Here is a 12,698-nt window from a genome sequence, read left to right as displayed (position 1 = left end):
TTTAAATTTGCTCTCTTAATAAATCTTGATAGGCACTCATCAAACGGTTACGGATTTGCTCTAAATACTGAAACGACAATTTAGCCTGCTCCAAGGTAATCATGGTTTGATGCAAGTTTTCTGCATGGCCGCTGGCCAGTTCATTTAAGGCTTTATCAGCATTATTTAATTGAGTATTGGTATCGCCTATCTTGTCGCTTATCCAGGCAGAAAAAGACTCTTGTGGAGCGGCTGTGATTGACTCTATTTCTGGGCTTTGCGGATAAGGCTTTAAAAAAATATTATCTAGCGCATCAATTCTCATCGTTCATCTCCTATGCTTAACGCCTGTAAGTACAAGCTGTGTGCGCTATTGATCATTTTGACATTGGCTTCATAAGCTCGCGAGGCGCGTATAAGCGTGGTCATTTCATCAATGGTGCTTATTCCGGGATAAGTGATATAGCCTTGTTTGTCGGCAGCAGGATGCCCTGGTTGATACACTTTATTTGGAGGTAAATTTTGTGGAACCACCTCTACTGAGTTGATACCCATTTCCTGGGGATTTTCTACTAATTCAGCGAAGGTCTTGGCAGAGGTAATTACCTGACTTGCTTGAAACAGTGAGCCATCTGCATTTTTTAATGAGTGTTGGTTGGCAATGTTATTGGCCACCACGTCAACACGTAATTTTTCAGCATTCATTCCTTGGCCGGAAATGGCATAAATTTGCGCGTAATTCATTATTGATTTCCTTGTAATGCGAGCTTCATAATGGCTAGCTTTTGATTTAAGCCTTTAACCAGAGCGCGGTAATGGGTCATGTTCTGTACATTTAACGCTATTTGTTCATCAATGCTGGATTGGTGATCACAATTCTGGTAGTAAGGTGCAATCTCCGATAAGTCATTCGTGTTGGGACTTAAATGGTTTTCCTGTAATTGCTGTTCAAAATTAACTTCCATGCTGTGGTAATTTTCTGTATTGATATTGGCAATATTATGGGCAATAGCTGTCTGGCGCATTAATGCGGCATCTAAGGCCAGACTAACTAATTGTATGGTGTTATCTGTACTCATCATTTTTCCTTATTGAATCACCAATTCTGCGTGCAATGCCCCGGCGCGTTTTAAGCTTTCCAAAATGGCAATGATGTCACGCGTGGAGGTTTGGACTTTAGTTAAAGCGCTAATCAGATCAGCTACCGTGGCGCCTTGTTTTAATTTCACGGTGTTAGCCATACGTTCATTCACATTAATATTCGTATTAGGCACAACAGCAGTACGTACTTGTCTTCCCATATTTTGAATTAAGGAGGGCTGGGAAACTTGGTAATCGGTAGAAATAGCAATCTGTAAATTGCCATGAGAAATGGTAACTGCATCGATTCGGACATCAGCTCCAGCCACTACTACTCCAGTACGCTCATTCACTACGACCGTAGGTAAGTTATCTGGAGTAATCACTATGTTTTCAAGCTGGCTGACAAAACGAATAAAATGTTTGCGAGCAGACTGAGGGGGGTGAATTTCAATATCTTGTGCGGAGCGTGCGCGTGCAGTGTTGCCACCAAATTGACCATTAATTGCTGATTCAATACTGTCCGCAGTGGTGAAATCTGGATGATTTAGAATCAAATGCACCTCCCCTGATTTTTCGATTAAATCGTTATAGATGGTTTTTTCGATAATGGCTCCACCCGGTATTAAGCCTGTAGTAGGGTGATTTTTTTGGATGACGTTGCCGTAAAGATCGTACTTAAACCCTCCAATCGAAATAGGTCCTTGAGCTAGGGCATAGACCTGATTGTCTGCTCCTTTTAATGGTGTTACCAGCAAGGTTCCACCTAATAAGCTTTTGGCATCACCGAGTGACGCGACATTGATGTCAATTTTATCTCCTTGATGAGCAAAAGAGGGGAGATTGGCGGTGATAATTACGGTTGCGGTATTGCGACTATTGATCTCATTTGGACTTAGAGTGACTCCAAATGTTTGTAGTAAGTTCGAAATTGCCTGAGTGGTATCCTTGTTTCGTCGAGAATCCCCTGAGCCTGCCAAGCCAATAACCAGGCCATAACCCGTAATCGGGTTTTCCTGCAAACCTGACAAACGAGCAATCGATTTGAGACGCACCGCTGCATAACTTGGTTGCCCCAATAGTAGGGTGAATAAAGCGACCAGGAGTAACAGTTTCTTGCTTAGACTCATCATACGACTCCTATAAACGATAGGATCTTATAAATGTAATTACGATCTTGGGAGTTAGATACTGAACCTGCTCCGGTATAAACGATCTGGGCCTGGGCTAAGCGTGTTGATAAAACAGTATTTTGTGGGCTAATGTCTTCAGGTCGCACCACCCCGCGTAACAAGATTTTTTGATTTTCCCCATTAATGGTAATTCGTTGCGCCCCTTCAACCAAATAGGTCTGGTTGGGAAATACTTCCTTAATGCGTACGGTAAGAGCGGCTTTTATTTTACCATTACGTCCTGTTTTGGCTGCGGCCTTTCCTTCGCCTTCTAAACCAAAATCTACTTTGTGGTTGTTACGGTTATAACCGGCTTCTAATGCGGCTTTAATTTTTTTATGTGAAGATAGATCGGCACTGGTTTGGGCATTCGATGTTTCCATCACAATGACGGTGAGGATATCACCGGGTAAGGTCGCTTTACGGTCGGCGATTAAAGGCCGGTAAACCTCCTCATCAAAAAGATTAATTGCCCATAATGTTTGGCTAAGTGCTAACGCTCCTATGAAGAGTAGTTTTTTAAATAGAGAACTCATGGAGTAACCTCCGCTGAATTTTTTCCAGTGACTACTGCAAAAAAGTACTTATTGGTACGTGGATTTTTCATACGTATGGATTGTCCCTGAGTGCCATTACTTTGCGCGATGGCCTCAATAGTGATGGCAATTCCCTGCTGTTGTACGAGGACTTTTGCCTTTTGTCCTTGCAGTATTTCAGGTTGGTTACCAAACAAGTCTTGCGTTAAAATTTGTTGTTTATTAATCGACTTATTAAGCCAGGCAGTTGTTGGAAATTGCATTAATGGGGCACTGTTAAGCCCGGCTATATTCCGTTTTTTTAAGATCACATCCGATGGGCGAAGCAGAGTATGATGCTTAATTCGGTGCTTTGCGACTAATACGGACTGATAGGCTTTAACCGCAAACCAGATTGGAATAGCGCGATTTTGATAACGCAGACGAACACAAACACGTCTAGCCACAGGATAACCTTTAGGGAGTTGGATTTTAAAATTGGCTAAGGCAATACCGCTGTCTTTCACTACCGTTTTGCTACTTAGTTCGACTTGACTATAAGCTTGCTTTTTTAACTGTTTAGCTAAGGCGGTTTGTGCTGTAGAGAGCAAATCGTTCGCTTTGGTGTGTGTGGTTTCGCGAATCGTGGCGCTGTTTTTACCTTTCCATTGATAGGAAAAATTACCCACCTTATGTTGCAACCAAGTAAGGACTTGTTGCTGATTGATTTTGGTTCCTGACATGGGTTTGCTATCCAACATGATTTTTCCCCACTGATGTTTATCCGGAGTAATAAGCAGCAGATCACCTAGCTTTTTAGCTTCAGGAGTAATGGGCGTGCGAAAGCGCAGCACTGTTTCTGCCTGAATCGGAAATACGCTCAGTAACAGTAATAAATTAACCACGAATTTCATTCGTTATTTTTTCCAATTCATCCGCAATTTGTACCGCTTTTGCATTCAGCTGATAAACCCTCTGTGCCATAGTGAGCTGCATCAGCGAACTGACCATGTCGACATTAGAACCTTCAGTTTGATATTGGGCTAAAGCACCTAAACCACTACTGTTTGGGTTATCGATGAGTGGTTCACTGGTATGATCCGTTACGGTATAAAGCCCTGAGCCAATAGGATTTAAGCTTTCAGGATTGGTAAATTTAGCCAACTGGATAGTACCTATTAGCTGAACTTCGGATTCACCTGTTAAGAGAACTTCCACCTCCCCATTGTTTTTGATCGTTAATTTAGCGACGTCATCGGGAATTTGAATATTATCTGCAAGTCTTAATCCATCTTGAGTGCTCAGGTAGTGCTCCTCATCGAGGCGTAGGCTGGAGTTGCGGGTATAGGCAATATTACCATCGGAATTAATAACTTGATAAAACCCCTCGCCATCGATAGCAACATCTTTATCTTTGGTAGAGACCTTTAAGGGACCTTGGGAAAAATCTTTACCTGTTTTGTAGACGGCAGTTCCTAAACCTAATTTAGCACTAGCTTGGTTATTGAACAGGGGCTCCTCACCATTAATATTTTGGTAGAGTACATCCTCAAAGGTTACCGTACTGGCTTTATAATTAGGGGTGTTCAAATTGGCCAAGTCATTAGCAATACGATCAATATGATATTCTTCAGCTTTAAGTCCGCTAGCGGCTATGGCGAGTGTGTTAGACATTTCCTTCTCCTAACTGATTAATGGCAGTTGCTAATAAATTATCCGCGGTGCGCATGACCCGTTGACTTGCTTCAAAATGACGCGAGGTTTTCACCATATCCATCATTTCATCCATAGATTTCACATTGGATTGTTCCATAAATCCTTGGTGTAGGCGGGTATTGGCGCCTGCAGGAACGGGAGATTCATCACTTTGATACAGGCCATTACCAGTGTAACGGAGCAAATTAGGTTGATTAAATTGCACGACACTTAATTGATCTATTTGATGATGGTCAATAAATAATCGGCCTTGGGTGTCAATAGTGAATGCATGATTATCTACTTTGATGGCCCCACCCTTACCCATGACTGTTTCACCCGTGGCTGTAGTGAGTTCCCCGAGGCTATTTACTTGAAAATCACCACGACGCGTGTAAAAAACACCTTGCTCTCCTTGCACTTGGAAGTAGCCATCGCCACTAATAGCAATGTCTTTGGGATTTTGTGTTTGGTTCAGTACGCCCTGTGTTTTTATCTGTCCCTGATCAATCTGTAGGGTTGCCTGATTGATATTCGCTTGCAGGTGGTCAGTAAACGCTGCGGCTTCTGCCAATTGCCGCTTAAATCCTGGGGTATTCATGTTGCTAATATTTTGGCTGATCGATTGCAATTTTAATTGATCAAAATCCATAGCCAATTGTGTGGCGGTAATCGCATCCAACATAATTTTTCCTTATTTTACTATCCCAAAAGATTCCACCTGAATCGTGACTGGAATTTCACTCATTGCCAGCACGGTTAAATGGGGAATCACTCGCTGAGTTAATTGTTTTATATGGCGTCGCAGTAGGGAGGAGCACAACAGAATGGGACGTTTGCGTTCTCCTAACATGGTTTCCACCTGACCTGCTAATGCACTGATTAAGTTTTCCGTAATTTTGGGTTCTAGAGCCAAATGATTTTTGCCGCTAATACTTTGGTTGAGTTGTTGTTCTAAGGAGGGTTCTAAGGTCAGAACGTATAAGCTATTTTGATTGCCCAATAGTTTTTGACAAATGGGCATCGCCAAGCCTGCTCTGACCAGTTCCGTAAGTTGAGTGGGATCTGGGAGTTGTTTGGCGTGTTCTAATAATAATTCTACTATTTGCTGTAGGGGGCGAATAGAAACCTTTTCTTGTAAGAGCGTTTGTAATATCCGCTGCACATGGCTTAAAGGTAGTTGAGCAGGAATTAATTCCTCACTTAGGGTTTTAATGCCGGGCTGTAATAATAGTTTTTCGGTTTCTTCCCGAGTTAGTAACTGATCAATATGTTCGTAGATAATTTCATTAAGATGAGTGGTTAATACCGCCAGTGGTTCACATACGGTATAGCCTGCTTCTGTGGCTTCTTGTTTTTTCTCAAGCTCAATCCAGCATGCAGGTAAGCCATAGCTTGGATCGCGCACTTCAAATCCGGCGCTTAGTGCTGTACTCGGTTTTTTATTGCGGGTGGAAAAAATGGCCAGTACTTTATCTAAATACAGAGGATTCACTCCAGAATGATTTCCCTGAATGGCAATGTGGTAAAGAGGATAACTGAGCTTTTTATCCGCTTTTAGTTTTACATCGGGCAGCACAAATCCTAAATCAAAAGCGATGCGCTCTCGAATTTGTTGAATGATTTTTAGGATCTGTTCCTCATAAGGTAATAACGTTTGATACAGCTCTTTGTTCAGACTAATTTCAATGGGATGAATGCGAATTTTATCGTATAAATTTTCTTCAGCTTCTTCGATGAGCACTTCTTCCTTTTTAGATTTGATTGCCAAAAAGGTAATGAATACAAATAAGGCTAAAATAAATAAAACTGGAATTAGGGGAATGCCTTTCAGAAATAAAAGACAGGTCAGACTCAAACAAACCAGCACTAAGCTTTTAGGGTAGGCGCCAATTTGTTTGGCAACCTCAGAGCCTAAATGGGCATCAGTTGCCGCCCGAGTTACGATAATTCCGGTCGCGGTGGAAATAATTAAAGCCGGAATTTGTGTCACTAAACCATCGCCCACCGTGAGTAGGGTGTAGGTTTGAATGGATTCGGAAAGGCTAAACCCTTTTTGTAATAAACCAATAGCAAAACCACCAATGATATCGACCAAAATAATTAAAATACCGGCAATGGCATCGCCTTTCACAAACTTGCTAGCCCCATCCATTGCGCCATAAAAATTAGCTTCTTTTTCGATTTGTGAGCGTCTAAGTTTGGCTTCATCTTGAGAAATGCTGCCCATATTTAAATCGGCATCAATACTCATTTGCTTCCCTGGCATACTGTCCAGAGTGAAACGAGCAGCCACTTCAGCCACCCGTTGTGCCCCATTGGTCACTACAATGAATTGCACGATGATCAAGATTAAAAAAACAACCAGCCCCATCACGTAATTACCACGAATGACATAATGTCCCATGGCATCAATGACTTTCCCTGCATGGGCATCTGACAAAATAAGGCGGGTAGCAGAAATATTCAGAGCGAGACGAAATAAGGTTGAAATGAGTAGTAGAGCGGGAAATGTAGAAAAACTTAAAGGCTTGTCCGTGTAGAAGGTTAGTAAAAGAATAGTTAAAGCCCAACTAAAATTTACAATTAGTAATAAATCTAATAATGCAGCAGGAATTGGCACAAACAGGATAAAGAGAATGCTTGTAGCAAAAGCAATCATGAGCATTTCACTGCTGTTATTAAAGAAATTCTTTTTCATTGTGCATCCTGCTTACGCGCATAAATTTCGCGAAATATTGCCGCGGCAAAAGGATAAAGCTCTTTATGAATCCATTGATTTAAATCCACCGAATGGTAGAGCATGCGCGCAAATGCTTTGTGTTCAACTATGGGAACACCATGTTTTCTTGCCAGCTCTTTGACTTGCACCACCATTTGATCTTGCGCTTTGCAAACCACTTTTGGGGCGGGCATGCTGCTGCGATCATATTTTAAGGCGATGGCTAAGTGGGTTGGGTTAGTAATGATTACATCTGCCGTTTTCACTTGTTTTAAGGAGGAGGTTTTTTGCCTTAATTGTTGTTGCAACTGTTTGATTTTGGATTTTATTTTGGGATCACCTTCCCGTTGTTTGTATTCATCTTTAATCTCTTGTTTGCTCATACGTTGATCCTTCGCATAGTTCCAACGCGTATAAAATTTATCCAGGATGGCGAGTATGGAGAGCAGGAGTAATAACTGAAAAATAAGGGTTAAAAGAAAGTGCATGATGATGCCAGGTTGTTTGCTAATCGGCGTTAAGGCTAATTGCAATAAATTGGGTATTCGATGTCTTAAGGCCAAGAATAAAAAAATAAACGTTACGCTTAACTTCAGGGTACTTTTTACTGTTTCAAAACAGCTTTTTATTGAAAATAGCTTCTTAAAACCATGCACCACATTAATGCGTTTGAAGTCAGGTATTAATGGTGTAGTTGACCACACCACGCCAGTTTGTGCCAGGTTGGTAAGGATGGTAGCTAAGCTGCCTGCTAAAGCAAAAGGCAGCCATAAACTGATAAATTGACCGAAAATAAATTGCTGTAAGTGATTGATATTATCAATGCTAAATTGTAGATGTGCTGCCAGTTGCAATAAATGCCGAAACATATTTTGTAGTTCATGTAATTGCTTTGGCCATAGGGCACTTAATATGCCTAACATAACGAATAAGGCAGCGCAGGTTGTTAACTCAATACTTTTGCTTACTTGACCTTTTTCTTTCGCTTTTTGTAATTTATGGGGCGTCGCTTTTTCAGTTTTCTCACTCATGACATAAGCTCCTGCCAGGATTGAAAACATTGCGCAAATACGGTGTTGGTTATGGGAGCGATATAGTTCATCATCATAAATAAGAGGAATAAGCCTAACATTATTTTTATAGGCAAGGTCAGAAAGTAGGTGCTAACCTGCGGCATATTACGGGTAATTAATGCGCCACAAAGCTCAACAGCAAGTAACGCAAGAATAATGGGGCTGGCAATTATAAACGCCATACTAAACATAAAACCAAACTGTTTCGTAACGGGGATAAATCCTGCAAACAGGCTGAGGGTTCCCGGAGGAATAATCGCAAAAGAAAAAGTTAATCCTTTAAATAGCCATTGATGACCATCCAGACTAAAAAAGAACAAAACTGCCAGCATGGATAATAAATGGCTGGTTAAGGCTTCTTGATAATGTTCACTGGGATTAAAAATAGCTGCGGCATTAAAGCCAGTTTGATTATCGATTAATTGACCCGCGATTTGAAAGAGCGCAAATGCTGCATAAAGGCTGGTGGCTAGTATTAATCCATTCGCAAATTCAGCAAGCCCCCCGAGAAGAATGGCGTTGTTGCTTAAAATAGAGGGAGCAGAAGGAACATAATTGGCTAAAAGCATGCTTAGGGTAAAAATAAAAAGTAAGCGTGCATGAATAGGCAAATAACGGATTGCTTGAATTGGGGTAAAGAGTAATACAGTGCCCAAACGGATGCTGATAAAAAATAGGTTATTTAGCCAGGGGAGAGATAGAGTCATGATTTGATGGCCCCTGGAATATTAAGAAACAAGGTTTGTGCAAACTCAACTAAGGAGTGCAACATCCATCCGCCACAAAGCATTAACATGAGCACTACCGCTAAAACTTTAGGGACAAAACTTAGGGTTGAATCTTGAATTTGGGTGACAACTTGAAGGATAGAAACCAGCAAACCACTAATGAGCGCGACTAGGACTATTGGGGATGCAATGAGCAATGCATGCCAAAGTAATTGTTTACTTAAATAGATCGCTAAATCGTTAGACATCTTCCGTTTCCATTATTGCTAACTTGCTGTACTCCACTTGCATCAATAAGATACAAGCCTACATTTTTTCCATAAGTGTTATCTTCGAACACCGACGCGGATTAAATCAAACTTGATGGATGAAAACAAGCCTAGACAGGCAAAAAATTGTATCTAAGTGGGATAAGTCCATTGGGATTTTGTAAGACATTAAGAGAATTTATAATTTTTTGCTCAAATTGAGCGATGTTGCCGTCATTGCGTTTGGGGAGTTGATGACGACAAATTGATTTTGGTGAGGTTACATCTTGAGGATTACTACTATTTTGGGGCTAGTTTTGCTTTTTTTCTTTTTGCCGTGTTTTTTTCCCAAAATGGAGGTTCGGGCTCCCGCATGTATTTAAATCCTAAATTATCGTCTTTCTTAATCGCCTTTGCAGTATTCCCTGTGAGGGCTGTTAGGTTTTAAATGTTGTGACGTTTGGAGTTGTGTGAAAGAAACCTTGAAATGTTCGATCTGGACTAGAGGCTAGTTGAGTAACTGGCTGCTGCTGCATTAATGATTCGAGTGATGGTATTGCATCGAGGTTGCACTTTTGGGAACGAGAAGTAGGCTGTAAGCGGCTTGAATCGATTTTGGGGGCGTTATTTTTAGAGCAGATTGTTAAAATAAATAGATTAATTAAAAAAATCAAAAATTTTCTTGACAGGATAGGGGGAGGTCATTACAATGCGAGCCTTATTAGGGGTTATAGCTCAGCTGGGAGAGCGCTTGCATGGCATGCAAGAGGTCGGCGGTTCGATCCCGCCTAGCTCCACCATCAACATCTTAGTATGTTGATGGGGCAAAACGTTCAGGGTCCCCATCGTCTAGTGGCCTAGGACATCGCCCTTTCACGGCGAGAACAGGGGTTCGAACCCCCTTGGGGACGCCATTATAGCGTTTTGTTTGTGGTAAATAGTTGTAAAATGTAGTAGAATAAAAAATCTAGGTCCCCATCGTCTAGCGGCCTAGGACATCGCCCTTTCACGGCGAGAACAGGGGTTCGAACCCCCTTGGGGACGCCATTTTCTTGGTAATTTTCTTGTATTATTTCAAATTTATCCAATAAATCTATCCCTTTTTTCAATTCAATCTCTATAATGATTTCATTTCGCTTTGGATGAAGAAAGCTTAAAGATATAGTTTATATTTTCCGCGTCTGATTTACTGTCATTAAGAAAGTCCGGGTCGGCTTGATCGCATTTTGCCATTTAATCCAGTCCTGTTTTATCCCTCTTGTGTCGCTGAGCCCTACAAAAATCGCGGTAACTCGAGCTTTATCTAAATTTGAGGAGAGATCCCAGATACGAGACAGTGTTGCGTGGTGGGGCAGAGGCATAATAGTAATACGAGAATATTAAGAACACATCGGGCAGGACGTCCTACCCGACATAAGCTATAATCGCTCAAAAATTGTACGTGTATTAAACCCAAAAAGACGTTCATGCATGCGATAAGCGTATTCATCCGTCATGTTCGCAAGGTAATCACAGACCACTCGATAAGCTTCCATTTCATCCTTAGCTTGTTTAAATAATAAACGATTTTTATTATCTAACAGGCTTCCTGGATTTGAGCTGATCGCATCAAACAAACGTAGCACTACCGTTTGTCCCCCATATTCAAAAGTGCGCGCCTCTTGAGAGTCAATTACATTATCATAAATACAGTGCATTAAATGCTTTAATAATGCAGCTGCTTCAGGTATTAAGGCCAGATTATATTTTAATAGATTATTCTCGAAGCCTTCATGAGTTACGATAATTTGGGTGGAGGTAATAAAATAATTTACCATTTCCCCGATGGTCTGTTTTCTTAAATACGGATCATGGGAGAATAGAGAATTAATCAGTCGGTCCTGATGATTTGCAAGGGTGGTATGATTCAATAATCCTCTAAACTCAGGGGTATCCAAATGTGAAGGGTTTATTAGACGCAGATGAATCGCATCTTCCAGATCATGAACCCCATAAGCAATATCATCGGCGGTATCCATAATGGAGCAGTCAAAACTGTGATAAGCGGCTTTGCCTACTTTAGTTCCATTAGGTTCTACAGCCAGTGACTGGAATAATTCACTGTCAGTTGCTGAAAAGGGAGCTAATAACCAATCGACTTCAGGCTGTTCGCAATCAAAATAAGCTTTAGGGGGTAACCAATCATTTACCTTGATGGTTTTATGAATCGATTCATGAACAGGCGGTTGTTGTGGAGCAATCACTTTAGAGCGCTGTACGGGGTATTTTAAAACACCCAGCAATGCACGGCGGGTTAAATCCAAGCCAAAAGAACCATAGCTGCTTTCTACTTTGGTTAATAGCCGCAGCGTTTGTCCATTTCCTTCAAAGCCCCCGTAATTACGCATCATATAATTCAATGCGACCTCCCCGCCATGTCCAAAGGGAGGATGACCAATGTCATGCAGTAAACAAATAACAGAAATTAAATCGTCGTTAGGCAGAAGCCCGCTTACTACTGCGTATTGTTCTTGGTTAATTCGTAGGTTACGCACAATACTGCGGCCAATCGAATCGACTTCCAACGAATGAGTAAGGCGAGTGCGATGGAAATCTCCTTCATCAGTTCCTAAAATTTGGGTCTTTCTTTGTAATCTTCGAAAAGCAGGACAATGAATAACTCGAGTTCTATCTCGTTCATAGGGATCTCGATGATCGTTGCTTCCACGTTGGTTTGTTTGTCCTGAGCGTCGATGCGTCCACATAAATCTTGCCGTAAAAATGATAAAACAGTAACTGTAAGCCATACTATTAGATGAAACAAGGGTTTGCTCATATTTCACTTATTTAAAAATAAGCAACAACACCGCAAAATATGAATGAAGATTTTTTTCTAAAGTTTTTCCGGGTTTGGAAGATAACAATTAATAAGAAAGCTGATAACCAGGGGAATAATAATGAATAATAATATTAAATTCGCCATCGTCGGGGTAAGTGTTTTAAGTATGTCTGCGTGTACTCTATTAGACAATCCAACCAGTGAGAATTTGTATTATCCTGCGTACACTAGTTATGACAACAGCCAGCTTTATATGCAAAGTAATTATGGGAATTCCAACTCCAACTACAAATACAATTATTCCATCCAGCCTCAACGTGATGTAATTGTGCCTGATTCCTATCATGTGGGTGATATGCGCTCTCCAGTTTCATTCCATGCACGCGATGAGGAATGGGTACGGGGCCAAAGCCCTCAGGCATATACTATTGAATTAGCTAATGGAGAGAAAGCCTCGAAAGTAGCGCAAGTACTTTATAAAGCACCTAAGCAAAATCGTATGGCTCAGGTAAAATATCAACGTAATGGTAAAGAATATTACAGTGGCGTATATGGCTCTTATAAGGATGCGGCGGATGCACAAAAAGCCTTGAGTACGTTACCCGCAGAGCTTCGTAACGGGGCTACAGTAAAAAGCTGGAGTAGTGTGCAGCAATAATAACCGCTAC

Annotated in this window: 14 protein-coding genes and 3 tRNA genes; 4 read left to right on the top strand and 13 right to left on the bottom strand. The window is 41.2% G+C overall.

Going from position 1 to position 12,698, the window contains the following annotated elements; genetic code table 11:
- Position 1: 1 nt before the first annotated feature.
- Genes fliE through fliQ form a run of 12 tightly spaced genes read right to left on the bottom strand, consistent with a single transcriptional unit; the run spans position 2 to position 9,212 of the window.
- Positions 2–304: a flagellar hook-basal body complex protein FliE gene (gene fliE, locus ACD661_RS05540; RefSeq protein WP_400186835.1), complete on the bottom strand. Its 303-nt coding sequence runs from the start codon at positions 302–304 to the stop codon at positions 2–4.
- A complete protein-coding gene (gene flgC / locus ACD661_RS05535) occupies positions 301–723 on the bottom strand; it encodes a flagellar basal body rod protein FlgC (RefSeq protein ID WP_400186834.1) in 423 nt (140 codons plus the stop codon). Before flgC ends, fliE begins: the two co-directional genes overlap by 4 nt.
- Positions 723–1,061 carry a flagellar basal body rod protein FlgB gene (locus tag ACD661_RS05530; protein WP_400186833.1) on the bottom strand — a complete coding sequence of 113 codons (339 nt, stop codon included), beginning with the start codon at positions 1,059–1,061 and terminating at the stop codon, positions 723–725. The genes flgC and ACD661_RS05530 overlap by 1 nt, the downstream gene beginning before the upstream one ends.
- A 6-nt stretch (positions 1,062–1,067) precedes the next feature.
- Positions 1,068–2,192, bottom strand: a complete 1,125-nt coding sequence (locus tag ACD661_RS05525; RefSeq protein WP_400186832.1) for a flagellar basal body P-ring protein FlgI — start codon at positions 2,190–2,192, stop codon at positions 1,068–1,070.
- Entirely contained in the window at positions 2,189–2,767 is a 579-nt protein-coding gene (locus ACD661_RS05520; protein WP_400186831.1) for a flagellar basal body L-ring protein FlgH, read from the bottom strand. Before ACD661_RS05520 ends, ACD661_RS05525 begins: the two co-directional genes overlap by 4 nt.
- Entirely contained in the window at positions 2,764–3,660 is an 897-nt protein-coding gene (flgA, locus tag ACD661_RS05515; RefSeq protein WP_400186830.1) for a flagellar basal body P-ring formation chaperone FlgA, read from the bottom strand. The genes ACD661_RS05520 and flgA overlap by 4 nt, the downstream gene beginning before the upstream one ends.
- Complete coding sequence (locus ACD661_RS05510) at positions 3,644–4,420, bottom strand: flagellar hook-basal body protein (protein ID WP_400186829.1); 777 nt, start codon at positions 4,418–4,420, stop codon at positions 3,644–3,646. Before ACD661_RS05510 ends, flgA begins: the two co-directional genes overlap by 17 nt.
- The gene (locus ACD661_RS05505; protein ID WP_400186828.1) at positions 4,413–5,126 is read right to left on the bottom strand and encodes a flagellar hook-basal body protein; all 714 of its coding nucleotides are present in this window, start codon (positions 5,124–5,126) and stop codon (positions 4,413–4,415) included. Before ACD661_RS05505 ends, ACD661_RS05510 begins: the two co-directional genes overlap by 8 nt.
- A gap of 9 nt (positions 5,127–5,135) precedes the next feature.
- Positions 5,136–7,142 (bottom strand): flagellar biosynthesis protein FlhA, encoded by a 2,007-nt coding sequence (locus ACD661_RS05500; protein ID WP_400186827.1) that lies wholly within the window; start codon positions 7,140–7,142, stop codon positions 5,136–5,138.
- A complete protein-coding gene (locus ACD661_RS05495) occupies positions 7,139–8,194 on the bottom strand; it encodes an EscU/YscU/HrcU family type III secretion system export apparatus switch protein (RefSeq protein WP_400186826.1) in 1,056 nt (351 codons plus the stop codon). Before ACD661_RS05495 ends, ACD661_RS05500 begins: the two co-directional genes overlap by 4 nt.
- On the bottom strand, positions 8,191–8,943 hold the full coding sequence (locus ACD661_RS05490; RefSeq protein WP_400186825.1) for a flagellar biosynthetic protein FliR: 753 nt from the start codon (positions 8,941–8,943) through the stop codon (positions 8,191–8,193). The genes ACD661_RS05495 and ACD661_RS05490 overlap by 4 nt, the downstream gene beginning before the upstream one ends.
- On the bottom strand, positions 8,940–9,212 hold the full coding sequence (fliQ, locus tag ACD661_RS05485) for a flagellar biosynthesis protein FliQ (RefSeq protein WP_252579311.1): 273 nt from the start codon (positions 9,210–9,212) through the stop codon (positions 8,940–8,942). The genes ACD661_RS05490 and fliQ overlap by 4 nt, the downstream gene beginning before the upstream one ends.
- Positions 9,213–9,936: 724 nt before the next feature.
- Here fliQ and ACD661_RS05480 point away from each other — a divergent pair.
- The 3 genes from ACD661_RS05480 to ACD661_RS05470 all read left to right on the top strand — a co-directional run bounded on the left by ACD661_RS05480 (position 9,937) and on the right by ACD661_RS05470 (position 10,259).
- Positions 9,937–10,012: transfer RNA gene (locus ACD661_RS05480), tRNA-Ala, on the top strand.
- A 38-nt stretch (positions 10,013–10,050) separates the two neighbouring features.
- Positions 10,051–10,126, top strand: a tRNA-Glu gene (locus ACD661_RS05475).
- Between the two features lie 57 nt (positions 10,127–10,183).
- A tRNA-Glu gene (locus ACD661_RS05470) sits at positions 10,184–10,259 on the top strand.
- Positions 10,260–10,630: 371 nt separating this feature from the next.
- Here ACD661_RS05470 and ACD661_RS05465 read toward each other — a convergent pair.
- A complete protein-coding gene (locus ACD661_RS05465; RefSeq protein WP_400186824.1) occupies positions 10,631–11,956 on the bottom strand; it encodes an anti-phage deoxyguanosine triphosphatase in 1,326 nt (441 codons plus the stop codon).
- Between the two features lie 192 nt (positions 11,957–12,148).
- Between ACD661_RS05465 and ACD661_RS05460 the strand changes: the two genes are divergently transcribed.
- A complete protein-coding gene (locus ACD661_RS05460) occupies positions 12,149–12,688 on the top strand; it encodes an SPOR domain-containing protein (RefSeq protein WP_400186823.1) in 540 nt (179 codons plus the stop codon).
- Positions 12,689–12,698: the final 10 nt, after the last annotated feature.

The organism is Legionella lytica, from assembly GCF_044626755.1.
Classification (GTDB): domain Bacteria; phylum Pseudomonadota; class Gammaproteobacteria; order Legionellales; family Legionellaceae; genus Legionella; species Legionella lytica_A.
Note: the sequence above shows the minus strand (reverse complement) of the source record. Positions and strands in the feature narration are given on the sequence as shown.